This window comes from Paenibacillus sp. Y568 (genome assembly GCF_059445545.1).
Window position 1 is genome coordinate 207,474 of the sequence record NZ_JCAIUM010000009.1, and the last position, 22,500, is coordinate 229,973.

23 protein-coding genes and 6 tRNA genes are annotated in these 22,500 nt (G+C 40.7%); 22 read left to right on the forward strand and 7 right to left on the reverse strand.

The features are described from left to right. The first annotated feature begins 2 nt into the window (after window positions 1-2). The 5 genes from AC1D7X_RS14855 to AC1D7X_RS14875 all read left to right on the forward strand — a co-directional run bounded on the left by AC1D7X_RS14855 (window position 3) and on the right by AC1D7X_RS14875 (window position 607). A tRNA-Asn gene (locus AC1D7X_RS14855) sits at window positions 3-78 on the forward strand. 10 nt (window positions 79-88) lie between these two features. Further along, window positions 89-180, forward strand: a tRNA-Ser gene (locus tag AC1D7X_RS14860). Between the two features lie 140 nt (window positions 181-320). Then, window positions 321-395: transfer RNA gene (locus tag AC1D7X_RS14865), tRNA-Glu, on the forward strand. Window positions 396-440: 45 nt separating this feature from the next. Further along, window positions 441-513, forward strand: a tRNA-Lys gene (locus tag AC1D7X_RS14870). 11 nt (window positions 514-524) lie between these two features. Beyond that, window positions 525-607 (forward strand) — tRNA-Leu (locus tag AC1D7X_RS14875). A gap of 139 nt (window positions 608-746) precedes the next feature. On the opposite strand, the gene AC1D7X_RS14880 is transcribed toward AC1D7X_RS14875, so the two are convergent. The 3 genes from AC1D7X_RS14880 to AC1D7X_RS14890 form a co-directional block, all read right to left on the reverse strand. Continuing rightward, on the reverse strand, window positions 747-1,949 hold the full coding sequence (locus tag AC1D7X_RS14880; protein ID WP_495454943.1) for an MFS transporter: 1,203 nt from the start codon (window positions 1,947-1,949) through the stop codon (window positions 747-749). A gap of 14 nt (window positions 1,950-1,963) precedes the next feature. After that, window positions 1,964-2,419: a MarR family winged helix-turn-helix transcriptional regulator gene (locus tag AC1D7X_RS14885; RefSeq protein ID WP_495454944.1), complete on the reverse strand. Its 456-nt coding sequence runs from the start codon at window positions 2,417-2,419 to the stop codon at window positions 1,964-1,966. Between the two features lie 105 nt (window positions 2,420-2,524). After that, complete coding sequence (locus AC1D7X_RS14890; protein ID WP_495454945.1) at window positions 2,525-3,154, reverse strand: nitrogen regulation protein NR(II); 630 nt, start codon at window positions 3,152-3,154, stop codon at window positions 2,525-2,527. A gap of 168 nt (window positions 3,155-3,322) precedes the next feature. Here AC1D7X_RS14890 and AC1D7X_RS14895 point away from each other — a divergent pair, with 168 nt between their 5' ends. Next, complete coding sequence (locus AC1D7X_RS14895; RefSeq protein ID WP_495475521.1) at window positions 3,323-3,682, forward strand: helix-turn-helix domain-containing protein; 360 nt, start codon at window positions 3,323-3,325, stop codon at window positions 3,680-3,682. Window positions 3,683-3,767: 85 nt separating this feature from the next. On the opposite strand, the gene AC1D7X_RS14900 is transcribed toward AC1D7X_RS14895, so the two are convergent. Then, the gene (locus tag AC1D7X_RS14900) at window positions 3,768-4,406 is read right to left on the reverse strand and encodes an urease accessory protein UreF (RefSeq protein ID WP_495454947.1); all 639 of its coding nucleotides are present in this window, start codon (window positions 4,404-4,406) and stop codon (window positions 3,768-3,770) included. Window positions 4,407-4,707: 301 nt separating this feature from the next. On the opposite strand from AC1D7X_RS14900, the gene AC1D7X_RS14905 reads away from it, so the two are divergent. After that, window positions 4,708-4,790 (forward strand) — tRNA-Leu (locus AC1D7X_RS14905). Between the two features lie 130 nt (window positions 4,791-4,920). On the opposite strand, the gene AC1D7X_RS14910 is transcribed toward AC1D7X_RS14905, so the two are convergent. After that, on the reverse strand, window positions 4,921-6,264 hold the full coding sequence (locus AC1D7X_RS14910) for an Nramp family divalent metal transporter (protein WP_495454948.1): 1,344 nt from the start codon (window positions 6,262-6,264) through the stop codon (window positions 4,921-4,923). A gap of 259 nt (window positions 6,265-6,523) precedes the next feature. Between AC1D7X_RS14910 and AC1D7X_RS14915 the strand changes: the two genes are divergently transcribed. From AC1D7X_RS14915 to AC1D7X_RS14975, 13 genes are all read left to right on the forward strand, one after another. After that, complete coding sequence (locus tag AC1D7X_RS14915; protein WP_495454949.1) at window positions 6,524-6,802, forward strand: hypothetical protein; 279 nt, start codon at window positions 6,524-6,526, stop codon at window positions 6,800-6,802. Between the two features lie 125 nt (window positions 6,803-6,927). Beyond that, window positions 6,928-7,374: a thiol-disulfide oxidoreductase DCC family protein gene (locus AC1D7X_RS14920; protein ID WP_495475522.1), complete on the forward strand. Its 447-nt coding sequence runs from the start codon at window positions 6,928-6,930 to the stop codon at window positions 7,372-7,374. Between the two features lie 19 nt (window positions 7,375-7,393). Then, the gene (locus AC1D7X_RS14925) at window positions 7,394-7,669 is read left to right on the forward strand and encodes a hypothetical protein (protein WP_495475523.1); all 276 of its coding nucleotides are present in this window, start codon (window positions 7,394-7,396) and stop codon (window positions 7,667-7,669) included. Between the two features lie 201 nt (window positions 7,670-7,870). After that, window positions 7,871-9,031, forward strand: coding sequence for a nucleotide-binding protein (locus AC1D7X_RS14930; protein WP_495475524.1), 1,161 nt, complete (start codon window positions 7,871-7,873; stop codon window positions 9,029-9,031). Next, window positions 9,024-10,277, forward strand: coding sequence for a TadA family conjugal transfer-associated ATPase (locus tag AC1D7X_RS14935; protein WP_495475525.1), 1,254 nt, complete (start codon window positions 9,024-9,026; stop codon window positions 10,275-10,277). The genes AC1D7X_RS14930 and AC1D7X_RS14935 overlap by 8 nt, the downstream gene beginning before the upstream one ends. A 23-nt stretch (window positions 10,278-10,300) precedes the next feature. Next, a complete protein-coding gene (locus AC1D7X_RS14940; protein ID WP_495475531.1) occupies window positions 10,301-11,113 on the forward strand; it encodes a type II secretion system F family protein in 813 nt (270 codons plus the stop codon). Between the two features lie 6 nt (window positions 11,114-11,119). After that, on the forward strand, window positions 11,120-11,998 hold the full coding sequence (locus AC1D7X_RS14945) for a type II secretion system F family protein (protein ID WP_495475526.1): 879 nt from the start codon (window positions 11,120-11,122) through the stop codon (window positions 11,996-11,998). A gap of 13 nt (window positions 11,999-12,011) precedes the next feature. Then, complete coding sequence (locus tag AC1D7X_RS14950; protein WP_495475527.1) at window positions 12,012-12,206, forward strand: Flp1 family type IVb pilin; 195 nt, start codon at window positions 12,012-12,014, stop codon at window positions 12,204-12,206. After that, window positions 12,196-12,861: a TadE family protein gene (locus tag AC1D7X_RS14955; RefSeq protein ID WP_495475528.1), complete on the forward strand. Its 666-nt coding sequence runs from the start codon at window positions 12,196-12,198 to the stop codon at window positions 12,859-12,861. The genes AC1D7X_RS14950 and AC1D7X_RS14955 overlap by 11 nt, the downstream gene beginning before the upstream one ends. Window positions 12,862-12,942: 81 nt before the next feature. After that, entirely contained in the window at window positions 12,943-15,261 is a 2,319-nt protein-coding gene (locus AC1D7X_RS14960) for a TadE/TadG family type IV pilus assembly protein (RefSeq protein ID WP_495475529.1), read from the forward strand. Then, on the forward strand, window positions 15,230-16,201 hold the full coding sequence (locus AC1D7X_RS14965; protein ID WP_495454958.1) for a pilus assembly protein: 972 nt from the start codon (window positions 15,230-15,232) through the stop codon (window positions 16,199-16,201). The genes AC1D7X_RS14960 and AC1D7X_RS14965 overlap by 32 nt, the downstream gene beginning before the upstream one ends. Before the next feature lie 30 nt (window positions 16,202-16,231). Further along, on the forward strand, window positions 16,232-16,741 hold the full coding sequence (locus AC1D7X_RS14970) for an A24 family peptidase (protein ID WP_495454959.1): 510 nt from the start codon (window positions 16,232-16,234) through the stop codon (window positions 16,739-16,741). A gap of 43 nt (window positions 16,742-16,784) precedes the next feature. Further along, entirely contained in the window at window positions 16,785-18,674 is a 1,890-nt protein-coding gene (locus AC1D7X_RS14975; protein ID WP_495454960.1) for a DUF6382 domain-containing protein, read from the forward strand. On the opposite strand, the gene AC1D7X_RS14980 is transcribed toward AC1D7X_RS14975, so the two are convergent. Continuing rightward, window positions 18,659-19,555, reverse strand: a complete 897-nt coding sequence (locus AC1D7X_RS14980) for a TIGR01777 family oxidoreductase (protein WP_495454961.1) — start codon at window positions 19,553-19,555, stop codon at window positions 18,659-18,661. The two genes, AC1D7X_RS14975 and AC1D7X_RS14980, sit on opposite strands and share 16 nt — an antisense overlap. Window positions 19,556-19,678: 123 nt before the next feature. Beyond that, the gene (locus tag AC1D7X_RS14985; protein WP_495454962.1) at window positions 19,679-20,149 is read right to left on the reverse strand and encodes a DUF2621 domain-containing protein; all 471 of its coding nucleotides are present in this window, start codon (window positions 20,147-20,149) and stop codon (window positions 19,679-19,681) included. Window positions 20,150-20,299: 150 nt separating this feature from the next. Between AC1D7X_RS14985 and AC1D7X_RS14990 the strand changes: the two genes are divergently transcribed. Next, a complete protein-coding gene (locus AC1D7X_RS14990; protein ID WP_495454963.1) occupies window positions 20,300-21,421 on the forward strand; it encodes a deoxyribonuclease IV in 1,122 nt (373 codons plus the stop codon). Between the two features lie 53 nt (window positions 21,422-21,474). Next, a complete protein-coding gene (purU, locus tag AC1D7X_RS14995; protein ID WP_495454964.1) occupies window positions 21,475-22,371 on the forward strand; it encodes a formyltetrahydrofolate deformylase in 897 nt (298 codons plus the stop codon). The last annotated feature ends 129 nt before the right edge of the window (window positions 22,372-22,500 follow it).

The following is a 22,500-nucleotide window of genomic DNA, read 5'->3' on the forward strand; positions in this document are numbered from 1 at the left end:
GTTCCCTGATAGCTCAGTTGGTAGAGCACTCGACTGTTAATCGAGTTGTCACAGGTTCGAGTCCTGTTCGGGGAGCCATTATTTTTTTGGAGAGATACCCAAGTGGCTATAAGGGGACCCTCTGCTAAGGGGTTAGACTGCGTAAGCGGTGCGTGGGTTCGAATCCCACTCTCTCCGCCATATGATTAACAATAGCTATCATTTATTTTGATAAATGGAGGGGCCGATGAGGTTCCTTTTTTTGTTTCAAAAAAAGTGCTTGTCATGCCGTTTGTTATTTGTTATAATAAATCCTGTCGTCACAAGAAGTGATGCTTTCTGGCCCGTTGGTCAAGCGGTTAAGACACCTCCCTTTCACGGAGGTAACAGGGGTTCGATTCCCCTACGGGTCACCATTTTAATTTTACCTCACTTATGGCGTACCATTGTACAGTCACCGAGAGCCATTAGCTCAGTTGGTAGAGCACCTGACTTTTAATCAGGGTGTCGAAGGTTCGAATCCTTCATGGCTCACTTTTATGTTTGCGGACGTGGTGGAACGGCAGACACGCTACCTTGAGGGGGTAGTGGGGGTAACCCCGTGGAGGTTCAAATCCTCTCGCCCGCATTATAGTTTTTGAAGAAACCTTACTTTTGTAAGGTTTCTTTTTGTATGCTGAATAATGATCATCTTATCAGTGTATGAAAAAAAACCATCGAAACCATTCATAAACGATTTTGATGGCTTTTATTAAAATATAAGAAATTTAGTTTCCAACCGCTTGTTCCTTACTAGTGTTATTCTTCGTGCGCTTAATCATATAAATCGCGTAGATCGCTATGAACAATACTAGGAATATAGCTGAGGAGCGATACATTACCGCATAACTTGAATGGGAAGCGATTTGCCCTAAGAGCAGAGCACCGATGGCCACGCCCAGATCAAGTGAGTTGAAATACATACTATTCGCCATTCCTTGCTGATGTGGTGATACGGATTGTACCATCCAAGATTGAAGGGTAGGTTGTGCTGTACCGAATCCTACACCATAACATAACGCAGCAACTGCAAGGGAAGCAGTAGATGTTGAGTATGAAAGTAAGAGGAGTCCCGTGATTAGGAATAGTGCTGCCGGAATAATCAACACAATATGCCCTTTACTATCATAAAGTTTGCCAGATATCGGACGGACAATGACCACGGAAATGACATTAAACAAGAAGAATAACGATGCATTCGCAAGATGAACTTCTTTTCCAAATAAGATTAAGAAACTTAATAAACCGCCATATGTAATGGACATGAGCATGTTAAGTAAACTTGGGATGATCAGACTCTTGTTGAAACCTTGTTTTTGAGATGTGGCTGCGAGATCTTTAGGTGCTGCAGTCGGAGATTTTACCTTTTTACTTAATGGATAGATAATTGGAAGAATCAATAAGCTTGTTGCCAATGTTGCATATACTAATGTAGGAAAGCCGCTCTGATTCAATAGGGTACTCCCAATAACCGGTCCTAGCGATAAGGCGATACTTGTGGATAACCCGAAATAACCTAGACCTTCTCCTAATCGTCTTATAGGAATTACACCGGAAGCCATCGTAGGCAACGTTGTACTTCCCATCCCGAAACCAATTCCAAATAGAACACGCATAAGTAGTAATAACGCTAACGTTCCGCTCCATAGATAACCGAATGTAGCGAGTGTGATCAGGATAAGTCCAGTGAACAGAATCGCGTTTCTTTTGCCTTTCTCTAATGCTTTGGCAGAGAATAGACGTGAAGCGATGGCTGATAATGCAAATATAGTTGTGAAAAGACTAACCGTAAGGTCGTTTGCATGGAAATGATCCTTAACATAAGCGGGTAGTGGCGAGAGAATCATTTGTAAATTTAAAAATAATAATAAGTTACATAGGGTCAGCATGATGAACTCTCTGGTCCACAGCTTTTCTTTGATGGTTGTCATTCTAACAATAACCTCTAATCTTGATGAATTTGTTCGATATTATGTTGGATTTGTTGCATGATCTGTTGTAATAACTGTAGTTGTTCATCCGTGACGCCAGATATTATATTGTCATTCAATTCTACTTCGATTGGAATCGTAGCTAGGATGAGTTTTTTTGCAGATTCCGTTGGGTGGATCAAAAATGCTCTGCGATCTGTAGAGTCTGTGCTTCTTGTAATGAGTTGTTTCTTATCCAGAACGTCTAGGATTCGTGTAACGGTGGGTTGATCCTTCTCTGTTCGTCGTGCAATCTTCTTCTGATTAATCCCTTCCTCAAGGTATACCTGATAGAGAACGGACCATTGTTCAGGGGTGATGTCATAGGGTTTGAGTTGAATCGAGAATAAGGTGCTTAACTTGCGAAAAATATGGGCATATCTGAAACCGATGGACTGTTCAGGGGAAGGAAATCTAGACAGCTTAAACACTCCCTTAGAGTTAGTTGTTGTAACAATTATAAGTACAACAATAATGGTTGTCAACGACAATAAGATTAAAGGTACGTTGAGACCTATACTAAGGCAGCTTGAAAATTATACTTCGGATGGGTTATCCAGTGCAGAGGAGTATTTAGGATATAGCGTACGTATACAATCAGGACAAATATCATGGGTGAATTCAGCATGTGTATGTTTCTCCAAAAAATGTTCAATGGCATTCCACAGGAGATTATCATCTTTAATACGTTTGCAGACAGCGCATATGGGAATGAGGCCTCGTATTGTTCTGACCTGCGAAATAGCTTCTTGTAAATCGTGCTCTAATTGTTTCCTTTTAGTGATATTCGTAATCAATATGTTTGCTCCCTTAACGGAGTTAGTGCCATACGCTAAAAGTGGAGAGATTTCTATCATAAGCCACTCTAACTTTTGGTTTATTTTTATACTAAAGTCGTGAGTGAAGGATTGAAGATGTCCTTGAATAATACAGTGGAATGATGATGTTAATAATGTGTGTAATTCTAGTTCATCACCACGGATTTCGCTAATATGAAAAAAATTAACACCTAGCCATTGGAATGTTGAAGGATAGTTATGATACATAGATAATGCTTCCCAGGCTGGATTTACAGCAATAACACGACCTTCACGATTTAGGACTACAATACTTTGTTGTAATGAATGAAGGACTTCGTGATGTAGTGTAGCGGTGAAATTTGACATGAGTGGTCTCTCCCTGCAACATGAGTAGATTATGAACAAATAGATGGAAATTCTGTGATATAATTCAATGGAGACATACTAGATAGTATATACTTTTTTACGTAATTATTCAATATATAATACTTACATGCGTCACTTTTCTCGACAACATTGGAAGGCGGTCATAAGATGCAGACAATTTACCAGCGAATTGAAATTTTAATTAAGAGCAAAGGAATGACTAAAAAGTTATTTTGCGAAGAGTTAGGAATTAGTACAGGGAATTTCGGTGATTGGAAAAGAGGAAAGTCTACACCGAGTACAAATAAGCTGGTTGAGATTGGTGCCTATTTCAATACTAGTCTGGATTGGCTCATTGTGGGCAGAGAATCGCAGGGCGAACTCTTGAAAGAAGAGCAAGAACAATATTCAACAGAAGTAATACGGCAAATACAACGTAATTCTTCTAAATTAAGTGAACAGGAATTGGGGTTTATTAAGGAATATATTGAATTTACAGATTACAGAAGAAATCAACTTTCCGAATAAAAAAGCTTGTGCTCATTAGAAACGGGTACCTTCCATATTTATGGAGGGTACCCGTTTCTATTGTTGTCATGATTGTTATGGTGATTTAGGCAGTAGAGGAAAATTCATGAACATCCTTAGAGTGCATTGTAACGGAATGCCACTCTGGTGCTAAGAGATCAAGAGAGGTTTGGATCCATCGTTTCTCATCTTCACTGGAAATGTTCATAACGACCGAAGCGCTATGGATACAAGAGGATACTGCTGAGAATATGTATCCTTGTATCGCTTGATCACAGTCTGTGCCTAGTTTTTGGTTAATCCAAGCGTGTACCGTAATTAAGCAACCTACAGCCTCGTGTTTCTGTAGCGTTTCTTCCAGTTCATCGAAGTCCATCCATGGATAAAGAGCCCGAGCTAATTTTAAAAGGCGTTTTCCGTTCTTCTGAGCCGTATGTTTATCGATCGGATTATGATTGCGATCGTGAACGGATTTATCAATTATTGCAATTCGTTCTAGGTCGTTACTCTCAGTAGCGTGATATACCTCTTTGAGCGCCCTAATCTCTGTGTGAAGTAACACATTCTCAAGTTGGCATCTTAAGAATAAATCGAGTTCATCGCGGTTATGAATGTTACCCTTTGATATTTCAGCTTCGAACCCAGATGAATGCCTGAATCCACCTACGTACAAGGAGGAATCTAACATTTGTACGTAATCAAGTAACTTTCTGCCTTTGTCCATGTCATGACACCTCCATGTAATATATTTCGCTATTATGGGAATTGTTTGAATTGTTATATGTTATATAAATTGACGTATCTGTACTTGTGTTAGAGTTATATTGAATTTATTGAACTAATCATACTGAATAGTCACATTGTTGTCAATTTAAATAATGAAAAAAATGTAAATACTATCATCAATATGTTATGTTGTATTACATAAGTGAAGTGCGGTATGGATAGGTCTTTTTTCTTTACTTTTCATAGGCTGCCATGTAAAATATATTGTGTTGCTAAGGGAAATTCCTCTTTATTTTTACGCGGTCGTGGTGGAATGGCAGACACGCTACCTTGAGGGGGTAGTGGGGGCAACCCCGTGGAGGTTCGAGTCCTCTCGACCGCATTAATTAAGTCTTATACGTGCAGGAAAAAGGCAGCTCAAGGTGATTTATCCTTGAGCTGCCTTTTTGGTATTTCTTTTCTGGGTCTTGAAATGACTTCGAGTTTATCAGGTGTAGTGATTATTATGGATCTCATCCAGTAAAGGTGCGGAATATCAAATATATATTTAAAGCTATAATAATGACAGTCACAGACCAAGCTAATATCTGCACCCATAGTGGATTGACAAAGACCCCCATGATTTTCTTATCACTGGTGAACTTAACTAGCGGAACAATTGCAAAGGGAAGTTGTAGTGATAAAATGACCTGGCTAAGAATCAGTAGTTTTTCAATACCTTGTTCGCCAGCAACGGCTGTTACGATGACAGCTGGAATGATAGCTATCAATCGAGTAATTAACCGTCGCAACCATTGAGGAAGGCGGATATTAAGGAATCCTTCCATCACAATCTGTCCAGCAAGTGTTCCTGTAAGTGTAGAGTTCTGTCCGGAAGCTAGAAGTGCGACTCCGAATAGAATACTAGCTAGCGTTGTCCCTACAAGAGGTGTTAAGAGATGATATGCATCGCTGATCTGAGCGACTTCAGTCATTCCTGCTTTATGAAATGTAGCTGCAGCAACGATTAATATGGCTGAATTAATAAATAAAGCTAATGTTAAAGCAATCGTAGAATCCCAAGTTGCAAAATGAATCGCTTCTCGTTTCCCTTTTAGCGTATTCTCATATTGACGAGTCTGTACAATGGAAGAATGCAAATATAAATTATGCGGCATCACAGTTGCGCCAAGGATAGCAATCGCAATATATAGCTTTTGAGGATTCTGAATAATGTCAGGATCCGGTATAAATCCTTTAAATACACTTCCTACATTGGGATGGGAGAGCCACAGATCGATGGCAAAACAGCCACCAATAGTAACAATCAATACAACTACTAATATCTCTAGAGCTCGAAATCCTTTCTTTTGAAGGAGTAATACAAGTAGTACATCCACTGCCGTTATAAGAACCCCATACATAATAGGTATTCCGAACAGTAAATTAAGCGCGATAGCTGAACCAATAACTTCTGCTAAATCACATGCTGCAATAGCTAGCTCGCACAGAAACCACAGACCAATACTGACAGGACGACTATAATTATTGCGACATGCTTGGGCTAAGTCATGTCCCGTGACAATACCAAGCTTACTTGAGAGAGATTGGAGTAGAACAGCCATTAAGTTAGATACCAAGATAACGGATAAGAGCGTATAACCGAATTGAGAACCTCCTGCAATATCTGTTGCCCAATTCCCTGGATCCATATATCCTACTGCCACTAAATAGCCAGGCCCAGCAAAAGCCATAAATTTCTTAATCCATGATCCGGTCATGGGCACCTTCATGGAATGGTTTACTTCTGATAAAGAGGTTCTTCTGTTAACTCTCGAACCGTCATCTGTAGTAAATGTACGATCTGAACCCTTCATATGAATCACATCCTGTAAATTTTGTCATAATAAAGTTGCCTTATATAATACTTATTGTACTCCTGCAATTTTGTTTGTCTAGGGAAACTTAGTGCTGCTTGTCTTGTTTAATTTTATGAAATAAGGTTACTATTTCTCCTTTTAGCCGGAGTAGTGGTATAATAAAATTGACATCAAGTTGAAAATTCATTAAAATGTCTAAGTACTTGTTGGATAAGCCATCTTTGGATTAACAAATTTAATATAATGGGTGATACTGATGTCTTACAGACCGATAATTTCGAACGTGGAAGAAGCCAGCAATAATGAGAAAGATGGATTGTATGAATTCATCATCTATTTGGCAGACGGAACAGAGTGCCGCACGTTTTATAACCGTTATCCTGAATGGAAAATGACCACCATCAGCAGATTGCTCAAAACACCTTGTCCTATATGTCGCAAAGATTTCATTTGCAAATGTATGGAGAACTTTAAAGGTGCAATACAGGAGCAGGTCGATGAACATCAATGGCTTGAGAAAGCTATTGCTAAGTAGATGTAGAAGTGAGAAAAGCGTGGGAACTTATCCTGCGCTTTTTTCTTTATGAATTTTCAAACTTTCCGTATGTCATGTTATGATGATTGTGTGTCATAATTAAATAATAGTAGGAGGAGTTAGGAATGGAAGAACACAATGGGAAACCAATTGCGAAAATCACTCCAACAGGTAGTCCTTCTCCCCTTGTACTTATTGATGGTGTTTGTCTGATGTGTCAAGGGGCTACGAAGTTTATTATTCAACGCGATCTTGCAAAAAGGTTCTTTTTTGCTTCTTTACAGTCAGAGATGGGGAAGAAAGTGTTGGGAAAGGGTGGTCTACCTACAGATTCTATGAATACGATCGTCTTGGTTGAAAACGATATGTATTTTACGAAATCTACGGCGGTCTTACGTATTGCCAGACACTTAAAATTTCCATGGTCGCTTATATATAGTTTTATTATTGTGCCCAGACTTATGAGAGATCCTGTATACCAATTTATAGCTAAACATCGCTATCGCTGGTTCGGGAAATCCGATCAATGTATGATACCGTCGCCAAAGGACAGGGAAAGATTCTTAGACTAAATGGAGGAGATTCAACTTCGTGAATAATATTTGGTTAGTTATTATAGGGGTCGTTGTTGTCGTTATATTAATCTTATTATTTAAAATGCTAAGAACTCCGAAGACAACGGTCAACGGTCATGTCATTGAATTCGCGCAGGAGAAGAAAAAGAAACAAAATCAGAAGATGCAAAAGTGTACATATTGCAAGAAAATGGATAAGTTAATTTTCTATGCAAGTGAAGAGGGAACTGTAGTAGGTGTATGTAAGGAATGTAAACCAAAAGCCATTGCAAGAGATATGTTACCTTTATAATGTGTGAATTAGAAATGATAATCATAAATAGAAATTACTTATGAATGTTCTGTATGTTAATTTCATACTTGCTGGCTGGAATAAACTGTGATATTCTATCAGTAAATTAATGGATCGTAAACGGAAGCACCGTTTAACAACCGCGTAATTGCGGCTGTTGAACGGTGCTTTTTGGTGTTTCATTGTTAAAGGAGGAGACTTATGATTCCTGCTAGAGTAGTGCTGGTAGTGCTGGCTGTTCAGGAGAACGAATATATTGAGCCATTACTCTGCTACGTCCACAGTAGTGAGTTCGGTGAGAAGATCAGAGTTGTTGCTTTTACTGAAGCGGATAAATTTCTGCAGTACATGAACGGAAATGAGAGACCGGATGTTGTAGTAGCAGAAGCTATATTTCTTAAGCCTTGGTTGAACCAAGGTGATCAGTCCCTAACTTGGATCGTCTTAGACGAAGTGGGACAGAGTTCACTACAAGGTCCTGTTCTTGTGAAATATCAACCACTTCCTCAATTGCTCCAAGCTATTCTAGATTTATCAGTAAGTCCAATGGGGCGATCAGCCACGATAACCTCAGGTGAGACGGCTATGATTGGCTTGTTATCTGCTGTAGGGGGAAGTGGAAAGACAACAACCGCATTAAATATGGCCAAGCAATTAGGTGCTTGTGGGCTGTCTGTGTTCTATCTTAATTTGGAGACGATGAATAGCAGTGCTGTGTTTCCTAGGCAGATGCGAAGTAGAGAAAGTGGGCCTGACCTTTCACGTTTATTATACGAGTTGAAGGCTGCACAAGAATTGAAAGATTACTCATCTATTTCTATTTCAACTTATGCAGTTTCTCATGAAGGCATTAAAGCGGATATGTTTGCACCACTGAATAATCTTAAGGAATGGATTCAGATGACTAAGCATGATACTTGTCAACTGATGAAATGTATTGCAGATGGCGGTCAATATGATGTCATTATTGCGGATACAGACACAGGTGCAGGAGAGCGTTGTGAAGCCGTTATGGAGACTTGTGAGAGTCTAGTCTGGCTACTTCTTGATGATGTGATCAGCATGCACAAGACGGGGCATTGGCTCTCTTTTATGAAGAAAAGTAACCCTGCGATGTTCAATAATATGTTGTTAAAGAGCAGATTTATCTTGAATCGTTATGTTGGAAGTGTAGCGAACACACTACCAGCCCATATAGAACATATTGACGGAGTACTTCCCTATATTCCCTCATGGAAACAGGTAAGTCATGAAGATATTCTATTAAGCTCACCGATTTTTCAAAGAGATATTCTGAATCTATGTAGAGATTTAGTGGGAGATCTCTTACCAGGTGGTGTCGGAGGACAGTTACATGGATGAGGACCTGTTCAAAGTTATTCGAAATAGGATTCGGTCGGGTCTAGATGTGACATCAGCGGTAGATGATGCTGAATTAATGAAGGTTATCGAGAGAACTGTGCTGCATCAAGAGGAGTTATACGATTTAACTGCACTTGAGAAACGTACACTCATCCGCCGTATTTATGACTCTTTTCGTGGACTGGACGTCTTACAACCCTTAGTAGATAATCCATCGATTACGGAAATTATGATCAACAGCCATCAAGATATATTTATTGAGCAAGAAGGTGAGGTGAAACGTCTTACTCAACAATTTGAATCGCAGAATCGCTTAGAAGATATTATTCAGACCATCGTAGCGGGAGTGAATCGTGTAGTTAATGAGTCATCTCCTATCGTAGATGCGAGACTGAAGGATGGCTCACGTGTCAATATTGTTCTTCCTCCTATTGCTCTGAAGGGACCTACCATGACGATTCGGAAATTTCCAGAGTCACCGATGACGATGAATGATCTAGTAAGACGTGGCGCATTGAGTGAGGAGTCGGCCATATTTCTCCAGAAGTTGGTGATAGGCAAGTACAACATATTCATCAGCGGTGGAACAGGATCGGGGAAGACGACATTTCTTAATGCCCTATCACAGTTCATCCCAGTAGACGAGCGCGTGATCACGATAGAAGATTCAGCTGAACTACAGATTGTAACCGTACCGAATCTAGTCTCGTTGGAGACGAGAAATGCCAATACGGAGGGAAGGGGAGAAGTTACGATTCGCGATCTCATTCGTTCATCTTTACGGATGCGTCCGAATCGGATTGTAGTGGGAGAAGTTCGTGGTAGTGAGGCTTTGGATATGCTGCAAGCAATGAACACCGGGCATGATGGCTCTCTCTCAACTGGTCACGCTAACAGTACGAAGGATATGATCAGTCGCCTTGAAACGATGGTACTTAGTGGTGCTAATCTTCCGATCCTTGTTGTTCGTCAGCAGATCAGCTCAGCTATCGATATACTAGTTCATTTATCTAGGTTACGTGATCGTTCAAGACGAGTTACGGAAATTAGTGAGGTGCTGGGTATGGAGAACGGGGAAGTACAAGTGAGTCCACTCTTTCAATTCCGGGAGAGAGGGGAGGAGGATGGGCGAATCGTTGGACAATTGGAGTCCTGTGGTCATGCCATGCAACACGTGGACAAGCTGAGGATGGCGGGACTTGATCATGTTCTTGTGATCGAGGGCAAGGAGGTGAAGCTTGAGTGACAGCAATAGCTAAGGTAAAGAGAGTGAGAAACAAACGGAAGGGGGAGGCAGGAACGAGGGAGAGAAGTGATCAGACAGGGCGGGTACAACCTGTTCTTCCAGACTACACGGTCTATGATCTAAGTAGCTTTGAACGCGTGACAAGTATGGTTATCGGTGGGTTCCTTTTTTATGGAGTAGGATATTTGTTCTATCACCAATGGATTGTGTCCCTTCTTATATCTTGTAGTGCTTGGTTTGTTCCAGGGTTCTGGAGACAATATATGTTGAACCGACGTCGTTCTGCCATGAATCTGCACTTCAAACAAGCTCTTTTCTCGTTATCATCCTCTTTGTCAGCAGGACGTTCTGTAGAGAATGGATTTAGAGAAGCTGTTCAGGATTTACGAATGCTGGACCCTGAAGCTGAGAACGATCTGATTACTGAATTGAATATTATTTGTGCACGTTTAGAATACGGTGAACCTATTGAAGAAGCATTACAAGACTTTAGCAGACGTGCGGTGATGGAGGATATCACGAATTTCGCTGATGTATTCACGACTTGTAAGAGAACGGGTGGGGATCTAGTAGAAGTAGTGCGCCGAACATCCACTATTATTGGGGAGAAGTTAGATATTCAGCAGGAGATTACGGTTATGATTGCGCAGAAGAAATTCGAATCTAAGGCTATTCTTGCAGCGCCAGTCCTCATGATATTATTCATGAATCTATCGTCACCCGATTATATGACACCAATGTATAGCGGTATTGGATTGATCATCTCAACGTTCTCACTGGCAGTATTAGGAGCTTGTGGAATCTGGATTAGCAAGATCATGAATATCAAATTGTAGGAGGTGATGGCTGTGATTATCCTATGCATTGTGGTGCTGGTTCTGCTGGTGGGAGGTTGGGTGGTGCTGAACTGGCATAGCGATGAGAAGTACCGGAAACTTAGCAAGTTGCCTATGGAGGGGATACGGCTTAACAAAGTGGTCCCCCCGATGTTATGTATTCTGGATAAGTCAAAGATAACCACTAGATTTCCATTCTTCTTCTATAAAGTACAGCGTTCCATTCAGAAAATTCATGGCGTGAGATACAGTGGTGAGATGACGCTCCTCTATTTAGGAGAAATGATGTGTTACAGCTGGTTACTGCTATGTCTGGGATGTGTGCTTTCGATAGGAATAGGTGAAAAAACAGGATTATTATTAGGTGCGACATTAGCGGTACTTTTACCTGTAGCACTGGTGAGAGATCTTCATAAAAAGGTTCAAGCACGTGATCAGGAAATACTGATGGAACTTCCTGAGTTTCTAAACAAAATAGTCTTACTTGTAGGTGCCGGGGAAACGGTACAAAAGGCGATCATTCATTGTGTTGGACGAAAGAAAGAGGAACAGGAACATCCCTTGTATAGAGAATTGAATCGGATGATTGGGGACTGGGATAGTGGGTACTCATTTCAGCAGGCATTTGAGAGTTTCAGTAAGCGATGTGCATTGCAAGAAGTATCGATCTTTACAACGACGGTTCTGCTGAATTTCAGACGTGGAGGTAATGATTTTGTATTGTCCTTACGTGATCTGTCGCGAACGTTATGGGAGAGTCGCAAAATGATCACTCGTACACGCGGAGAGCAAGCATCTTCTAAGCTGGTATTTCCGATGGTCGTTATTTTTATGGTAGTTGTTGTTCTGGTTGGTGCGCCCGCAATGATGATGATGAATATGTAGGAGGAGTGATGACATGGTAACGATGGTATGGGGAAAAATAAAGGGATTCTGGCAAGAGGAAGAAGGGCTTGGGATGCTTGAAATGATTCTGATCATCGCAGCAATTATTGTAATAGCTGTGATCTTTAAGAATCAACTTAAATCAATTGTCTCAAATTTATTAAACAAAGTAGGTAGCAAAAGCGAAGACTTTATTGATGCGAATTAGACTCAAAGGTAACGAGGGAAGCTTCACACTTGAGGCTTCCCTCGTGATGCCTATTGTACTGATGGTAACGATCATTCTCATGTTCTTCTGTATGTATATCTATCAACAATCGATATTACAGCAAGTCGCTTCAGCTGCGGTTGAGAGATCCGCCTATAGCTGGGATAACAGTTACAAAGAAACAACTAATGGAGGTTTTCAACAAGGGCAATATGATTCATTGTATTGGCGACTGACTGATGATCAGATGCTGAGTGCTATGTTTGGCTGGGCAGGTGCTAAGAATAAGCAATCTATTTCTCTACCTGGAAGCGATAGTTCTGGAACACTTCCAGCTACTAAACTATCAAAAATAAGCAAGTTAGTAACAGGGAATATGCAAGGTGAGATCACGTATCAGAACACATTGCTACAACGTAAAGTGAGTACTGAATTAGATCAATTGATTCATTTACCTTCCATAACACAGATACTCTCTGGGGGATCTAAGTTAGAGGCAAACGCACAATCGGTCATTGTTGAACCTGTTGAATTTATACGAACGGTTGATTTCATGCGATATTATGCTGCTAAATTCAAAGGATCAGGCGGAATTGCTACAAATAAGGACGATGCTGCTGAAGTATTGAATAAGTACGGATCAAAGAAGAAGTAGAGGATTAGGGTTTCAGAGTTAACGCTAAGCGATATGCCAGTATCACAAGTTAAATTAGATAGGGAAAGGGGGGAATTCAATATGTTCGGTAAGTGGCATACGGATCAGAGGGGCTCGGTGTCTATTTTTCTCATACTGATCTTAGCTATTGTATTTACTTTTGTCGCTTTATTCATTGATTATGCGAGAATTGCTGCAATGAAGGTTCAGAGTGAGCGTCTAGTTCGGTCCGCAGTTCGCTCTGTGATGTCTGCCTATGAACCAGAATTACAGCAAGAATACGGTTTATTTGCTTATGGAGAGAGTGACGGAGATCAGATTATGTCGGGGGTTCTGAATGGCAGTATGGATCATGGTGATCGGGGAGATGCCTTTTCAATACTTCCACTAGAATTAGATACGTCCTCTTTACATATGGAGCGGATGCTTGGGGAATATGACATATTTAATCACCAGATTGGTGAAGAAATGAAATACAAGGCTCCCATTGATTTCACGTTAGAAATAGTAAACAAGTTTAAACCATTGTCTCAATCGATGAAAGAAGCATCTAACACTGTGGATGTGTTGAAAAAACTTCAGAAGTTATATGACAAAAGGGAAGATGCCTTAGATGAGATGATCGTAAAGCAAAAAAAGGCGGTAAAGAGTACAGAACAGCTATCTAGTCTAATTATGAGTCAGTCTTCTACATACATTTCTAATCAATCATTGGGTGGTGGTGTCCATTCTGGAGAGGATATAGCAGCTCAGTATGATGATTATGTTAATAAGGTGGATGAGCTAGAACGATTAATTGCGGAAAGACAAAGTAATAGCAATTCAGGTAAAAGTGTAAACGACGATAACGAAGAAAATGATGATGACAATGATGACAATGATGACAATGATGATAACGACGACAATGACGATTTAATTGACTCATACGCAGCAATGATTCATGAATATCGTCAGGGATCTTCTGGTGTAATAACTAATGTTTCTAGAATTCAGAATTCTTCGCGTGTAGATCATCAAATCCTGTTGCCCCAAGCACTAGAGTCGTGGGAAGAAGCTTATCAGATGAATGAACAAATGAAACAAGTCATTAGAGAGTCAGAGAATCGTGCTCAGAACGAAGGGTACGATCAAGTATCTCGTGAGAAGACTCCAGGAAGTGCAAAGGAATTAAGTAATGAGGATTCAGAAACTATTAAACAGATTAGAGGACAGACTGAGAAATTACTACTACCGGAAGTATTTCTACAAGATTTAAAGAATGAAATCGAGATTCAGACAAACCAATATGGATCTTTGGATAAGCAAATCACATCCTTTACTTCGGTGATGGGAGGAACTTCAAGCAGCCAGATGAAGTCTATCGCTATTCAGACACGTGAACAAGCAGATACCTACTTACGGAAATATTCTATTTCAGGTTCAGGGAACATCCTTGATGAAGAAAAGAGGGAATTGGAGGAGAACCGCTCTTCGGATCAGGAGCGTAAGGCGACGGAGAAGAAATCGAAAGCGAAGTTAAAGGACGCTGCTAATGTACTAAATAAAATAAATGAATTAGAAGACAAGGCCAAAGGCCATATGGAGGAATATCGTACGTTGCAACAATATTACGATGAAAGTATATCCTTCAATAGACAAACGGCCGGCGATTCTTATAAGGGAGCTCCATTGGATAATGATCCTTATGATGCTGGTGCATCAGCTATGGATAACATGGATGGGTTGTTTGGTTCAATGGGTGGGATGATGTCTGGATTACAAGATGAATTCTACCAGAATGAATATGCGGCACTCTATTTTCAACACTTTGATATTTCTCAATTAGGAAGCATAGTCAGTCAACCTGATAGTTCAGTAGGGGATGATGTAGTAGAACAGCTTAGTGTTCATAATCAAGAGTTGGAGTACATTCTGTATGGATTTCATAATCCGGTTGGTAACGTATCAGCCGCATATGCAGAAATATTTGGTACGAGACTGGCGATACGCACGATGGAGGGGTTAGTGAAGAGTAGCAAATTGGGAAATCCCTTGTTAATTCTAGCTGCTTCCTTGCTCTACGGAATTGAGATGGCAATAGCGGACATGATTCAATTGTGTGTGAAAGGATCCGTAGAGTTGTCAGCATACTTAAAGGTGCAGATGACTTACCGCGATTATCTGAGGGTATTTCTATTTATTCATAGTAATAATGAGAATAAAATGTCACGCATGCTCTCACTTATTCGCTTCAATACGGGAATTAATCCCGCAGAGAGGGCGACATACTCCTCAGGAGAGGTTCGGATTGGAATGCAGGTATGGTTCCTTCCAGGAATCTTAAAGATGTTCGGTTCGAGTGAAGATAAAGTGGAAGGAAGCCGTTATTATGCTATCAAAAAAGCGGATTTTTCCTATTAGGAGAAGGAACAAAGAACAAGGAAGCATGGTTCTTGAAGCTGCGTTAGTGTTTCCCTTCTTTATCTTTTTCGTTATTTTCCTCATTTATATGATTCAGATGACATTGATCTCAACGGCCCTTCAAAGTACCGTATCCGATGCGGTCAAGATGGTCTCATCTTATATGTATCCCATTTCCTTAGTAGTGGAGCAAGGAAATCCTTCGTCAGAGGAGAGCCAAGACTCTAAGTTAACGGGGAATTGGGTCATACCTAAATTGTCTGTGACGGATTGGGCATCCCAGTATAGTAGTTCACTTCCAGCTCCATTCAATCAATGGATGATGGATGCTGTAGCAATGGGAGATGAGCCATTACAGAAAATAAAGAATGCTGCATCCGAAGCCGTGCTTGATCCTGTGGTTAGACCTTTGCTTAAGCCCTTCATACAGAGTGAATTCTTAAGCGTTGATCGTATTCATGTGTCTAATATTTATCTTCCTGATATGAAGACTAGAAGCAATCCATATTTCGGCATTGAGGTTAGTTATGAACTGCCCATGAAAGTCCCATTCATCAATAAAAAAATCGTAATACAAGCGAAAGCGCAAGAACGTCTGTGGATTGGAGATACATCTGAATCCGTAAAAGATGGTACAGATGGAGATGATACTTCAACATCTATTGAAGTCCTAGAGAAGCCTGATCCGGCCATTGTCGGGAAGAAAGCCAGGGTAAAGGTGAAGGTAGCTCCTCATGCTACGGCACAATTATCTGTATTTTATAAAACTGGTCAGAGTACAGCAAAGTATCTGGGATGGAGTCAGGCGGATGGAGATGGTTATATTGAATGGGAATGGTTCGTCGGTACGAATACAACACCGGGTACATGGCCATTTATTATAACGACAGAGGATGGACAACGAGTTGAAGTCATGTTTACCGTCGTTGATCTGAGATAATTCATCATAAGGACAGGAGGAAGAAGAGGAATGGAGATTGCTTTTGCAGGATGTGGATTACTCGTGGCTACTGCTTTCATTACAGATATTAAATCAATGAAAATTCCAAACGTGTTGACCATTCCAGCCATGTTGTGCGGCATACTATTCCACTTCATCGATGCTGGTTGGAGTGGGTTAATGTTCACTGGGAAAGGACTGGGAGTCGGATTTGGCATCCTGTTAGTGATGTATTGGTTAGGAGCTGTTGGAGCGGGTGATGTGAAACTATTCGGCGGCATTGGTGCTTGGACAGGAACATTGTTCACGATTCAGACCTTATTGTATTCAATAATATTTGCAGGGCTCATTGGAATTGCCATACTCTTATGGCGTAGAGAGACACTTGTACGTCTCCGAAAGGTATTCCATGTCATTGTAGGCTTATTTATTCTTAAGGATACTGCCCTGTTGAGTAAGATGAACAAGGAGCAGATTCGGTTTCCATTTATGCTGGCAGTTGTTCCTGGTATCCTATGTGCTTTTCTATATAGACTGTAATTAAGTCTATCTAAATACATTACCCTAATAGAATGAGGTGAGTATGTTGTTTGGGTTAAGTCGTGATTTCATTCAAAACGGTGGCAATTATATGGTTCTGAGCAGTCCGGAGGGCATTCCTTCATCTGAATTAAGTAGAGTTCAGACCAATATGATCTCTGCAGCCAAAGTGCCACATCTGTTGCCTCTTCATATGAAGGAAGTAAATTTCAAAGTAAGTCTCCAATATGAAATTACCAATAAAAAAATGCTTACCCATTTACTTAAAAGCGATAAATTAACGTTGAATGAGTACTACGGCCTATTATTGCAAATTGTAAGTACTTTAGAAGATAGTAAATTATATATGTTAGATCCAGAGCAATACATACTTCAAGAAGATTATATATTTATCGAGGGGCCCTTCCATATGGGGGCAGTATATCTGACTTATATACCCATTCCATCTGTGAAGAATGCAGAGGCTACTCACGCTTCTCTACAGCAGTTAATAACAAGACTTATGGCATCTGTATCTGAATTGCAAGGTAATGGTATTCAATCATTGCTTCATTATGTGAGTGTAGTTGAAGAATTTACATGGACTGGATTAAAAGGTCTGCTCTTAAACTTAATCTCAGAGGTAGGGCAGCATGCTTCATATCAGTCTACACTCATAAATAACGATCTGTCTGAATTCCATCCTTCTAGTGCACCAAGCCATCAGTCTAATATCATCCTTCAAGGATCCTCGCATGCGCCAGATCATGATCACAAACGAAGGGCATCTGCTGCTCCGAAGGATATGGTTCACCGTGCGCCATTCGTATCAAGAGGAGAACAAGAACTCGTTCGAAAGGTTCCTGCAATGCCCCCAGTAATATCTCCAATAGATATAGAGCAATCTTGGAGAAATAATGATCATATGAAGAATGGAGGATCGGATGATATCGATCAAGAACAGGAAGAACATGAAACTTCCTCAATGACTACCTATATAGCACTTGGGTGTTTGGTAACATGTGCTATTATATGGCGGTTTCTCTATATGACTCATCAAGGGACAGGCATGCTAGTTGTTTGCATTCTTATCACCGCTCTCTTGGGAGCTATTGCATGGTTGGGTTGGAAGGGTAAACTCCGGATTCTTGGGAGGAGAGAGCAGATCTTATCCGAGTCGGTTCCCTTGTTTGATCCATATTCTGAAGAACTGGAAGATTATCGTCCAGCTCGTAAGGTGGGTTCTTCATTTCAAGTAGAACGATTAACGGGATTCTTCGGAGGGGAAGGAAAGGATCGAGAACCAGAGCCTTCACGTACTAAATGGGAGTTCCCAGATCACCCAACATCAGAACACAATCAAGCGGGCACGGGCACGGGCACGGGCACGGTCTCGAGTTCGAGATTTATATCGGGATTAAGTGGGGAACTGATTTCAAGTTCGACCATGACCGCTGCTGCAACTGAAAATAATGAAGATGATAGGGGTGACTACTATGCCCAGCTAGGACAAAGAACGGAAATGTTGTCTTCTCCTAGGGCCAATGCTACAGTCCTACTGAAACCAGATCATCATTCTTCTGCGGATAGAAAGAGTCCATCTCAATCATCATATCCCTATCTAGAACGAAGAGAAATAGGACAGAGTGGGTTACTCCGTGAAGAGTCATCCTATGGTGAAGTATTGCCCACACCCATTGTATTAAATCTTCCTCATTTCATTATTGGAAGGGCTGCTGATGTTGCCCAGTTTGTAGAGGTTACATCAGGAACATCCAGAGCCCATGTGGAGATCTCGAAGGGGAATGAAGGGTATGTTCTTAAAGATTTGGGATCTAAGAATGGTACCTTATTGAATAAGGAGCCTATGATTGCATACAAAGAGTATCCTCTTCGTGATGGGGATATATTTACAATCATTAAGGGTGAGTATACGTATCATTTGAGATCCTGAATAGCTCCCTGGATTTCAGGATATCTGAATACAAATCCGTGCTGAAGTGCTTTACTTGGGATGACACGTTGCCCTTCTAACAGAATAAGTGATAACTCACCCACGATTCCCTTTAAGAGAAAGCTAGGAATGGGGAACCAATAGTGGCGATGGTGTATAGCAGCAACGGCTCTACCGAATTGGTCGTTCGTGACAGGATCTGGTGCAGATGCATTAACAGCTCCTTCGATATTAGGGTTGAGGATGCAGAATTCAATTAGCCTCACCATATCCAAGATGTGAATCCAAGACATCCATTGCTGGCCACTACCAATTCTCCCACCTACGCCGAGTTTGAAGGGAAGCCGCATCATTGGGTAGGCGCCACCATCGTTTCCAAGAACAACACTAATCCGTAACTTGACTAGCCGTACTCCAACAATAAGATCTGCGGTCTCTTCCCATTGTTGTACAACCCCTGAGGGAAAGTCCATAACATGTGTTGGTGAAGTCTCTTCAAATGTTTCTTCTAGTGAAGTACCGTAGATTGCAACGGCTGATGCCTGAATGACGACAGCCGGTTTAGTGTTTAAACGGGAGATTAATTTATTGACTGCCGAGACCGTGGTTAGTCGAGATTCAATAATGCGCTGTTTGGCTGGATTCGTCCACTTCTGACTCAGAGATGCTCCTGCCAAGTTAATCAGTGCATCTAAGTTCTCAAGTATCTCGGGGTCTTGGTTTATTTGATTCCAAGTGATGTATTCTAGTTGTTTGTTTGTCACTGTAGTATGAGAGGGGACCTGTCGAGTAATGATGATGATATGATGTCCTTGTGTTATCCAATGCTTAATTAATGATTGTCCAATAAAGCCGGTTCCTCCACAAATAGCAATCTTCATGAACATGAACTCCTTTGGTTTAATGTATCTTTTATACACAAAGACCACACAATTGAAATGAATCAGAAATGAATCATTTCAATTGTGTGGTCTTATTGGCGAAGTGACTTGTTGATATCATGATTATCTGTTCAGGAGATGCTCATACTTCTTGTAATCAATCTGATTCTTCGTTAAAAATTTCATGAGAAATTTATTGTCTCGCTTAGGTGTTGCAACTATGTATCCTTGAATGCAATGATCTTGCGTAACCTCGGTAGCGTCACTCTCAATAGCTATCTTACCAATCTCAGCTGCGATGGAATGTTTGGCTATATCTCGAAATGCCGTGGGTACGGGACTAACTAACATGTCTAGAAAAGCCTTGGATTCGTCGTTCCACATCGGACGGCTTTGCTCCACCCAATAATTCTGCCAATCCAATTTGGACTTTCCATCTGCTTTGGGAAGTACCTTCAGAAACTTACGCAACATGAAGAATCCACCGATACACATGGCTCCCAACATTACGACTGTCCAGAAGGCAATGGAGTTCATAAACCACCTGTTAGGTGTACTGGTTAATAACAAACTGACCACAAGTGTGGTGTACATATATGATCACCTCAATGAAATTAATCACTATTTTAATCATTAGTTTGAAAAATATAAGAAGTTTACGTTTTTATGATTATAACCCATTTCTAGATTTTTTTCGATATTCAAGTTAATATAAAGGTTATTCGTGATAAAGGGGGATTCAGCATGTTGAAAATTGGTTCCCATGTATCTTTTTCGGACAAGGGTCTATTGAGTGCAGCTAAAGAAGCAAATACCTATGGAGCTAGTTCGTTTATGGTATATACGGGTGCACCACAAAATACACGCCGTAAACCGATCGATTCTATGTTTCTTGAAGAAGGTAAGGAGCTTATGCAGAAGAACAGTGTCGAAGAGATTGTTGTTCATGCACCTTACATTGTTAATTTAGGATCGTACAAGGCCAATACGTATGAGCTGGCAATTAACTTCCTACAGGAAGAAATTCGTCGTACTCACGCAATTGGTGTGAAGAATATTGTATTACATCCGGGAGCATATACAGATATGGATGCCGATTACGGGATCCAACGTATTGCAGATGGGTTAAACGATGTGTTAGAAGGCACGAATGAGACAGATGTTCATATTGCTTTGGAGACCATGGCTGGTAAAGGGACGGAAATTGGACGCAGCTTCGAGGAGTTAGCTCGAATTATTGATAAAGTAAAATATAATGAACGTTTAACGATATGTATGGATACCTGTCATATTCATGATGCAGGATACGATATTGTCGGTGATTTAGACGGTGTACTTGATGAATTTGACAGAATCATTGGGATATCCCGATTGGGTGTCATCCATTTAAATGATAGTAAGAATCCACGCGGGGCAGGCAAGGATCGCCATACGCCTGTGGGTAGCGGGTTTATTGGCTTTGATACGATTAACCGCATAGTACATCATGAACGGTTACAAGGGTTACCTTTTATTCTGGAGACACCTTGGATTGGTAAAGATGTGAAGAAACAACGGCCAATGTATGAAATTGAAATCGCTATGTTACGTGGGAATGTGACTGAACGTTTTGGAATTGAATTTTTAAGTCAAGTAGAGAAACTTCATGCGTTCTTCGCAGCACAAGATCTGAATCCTCGTGAATTTGTATTAGATATTTGGAACTTGTTGAAGACAGATGCGAAGGCCAAAAAGGCGGATCCACGTGAACCGTTAGAACGTTTATATGACATGGTTCTTCAAGCAGATCTGTTTCCTGATCTAACTGAAGAAGCAATTAATCAGCGGATCATCGCATGCTTAGCAGGTAAGGATATTCTGAGCTAGTCTACAGATATAACAGATGTGAAATTGAAGGGGAAAAGAGGTTAGTCATTCACATGGAAGTACACACAAAAAGCGCTGCTTTGTCAGAGAATCCACATAAACAACGTGCTAGAATGCTTATTTCATGTCCTGATGGACCAGGAATTGTAGCTGCCGTCTCTCATTTCTTGCATCAACATGGAGCGAATATTGTTCAATCGGATCAGTACACGATGGATCCTTCGGGTGGGATGTTCTTCATGCGAATTGAATTCGACTTGGCTGATCTGGAACAGAGGTTACCAGAATTGGAAGAGCAATTCCAAGAGGTTGCCTCAAAGTTCGAGATGGATTGGCAAATTCATAATGTGAATCGGAAGAAGAAGATCGCGATCTTTGTATCTAAAGAGGATCATTGCTTAGTTGAACTTCTATGGCAATGGCAAGCCGGAGATCTAGATGGGGAAATTGCGATGGTCATTAGTAATCATCCAGATATGAAAGAATACGTTGAATCTTTCGGAATTACCTATCATCTGATTCCCGTTACCGCAGATACGAAGAAGGAAGCGGAGTTACGTCAACTAGAAGTGATTGGGGATGATATAGATGTGATCATTCTTGCTCGCTACATGCAGATTATCTCACCTACCTTTATTCAACACTATCGTAATCGTATTATTAATATTCACCACTCGTTCCTTCCTGCTTTTGTAGGAGGTAAACCCTATTCTCAAGCCTACCAACGTGGTGTCAAAATCATCGGAGCTACTGCGCATTATGTGACAGAAGAACTTGATGGAGGTCCAATCATCGAGCAGGATGTACAGCGTGTTAGTCATCGGGATGATGTTAGAGAATTGAAAAGAATTGGTCGAACCATAGAGCGTGTAGTTCTAGCGAGAGCTGTGAAATGGCATATAGAAGATCGGATTTTGGTCCATGAGAATAAAACCGTTGTATTTAATTAATTAATAACTCAACTTTCGCAGCTTAAATCTTTAAACAAACCCTTGATATAGCTGGGCAAACTAGAGATCCATTCTTGTAGTTGACAAAAAACAGACGTTTTATTCTTTTTTGTCTTCGTTTGAACCAGA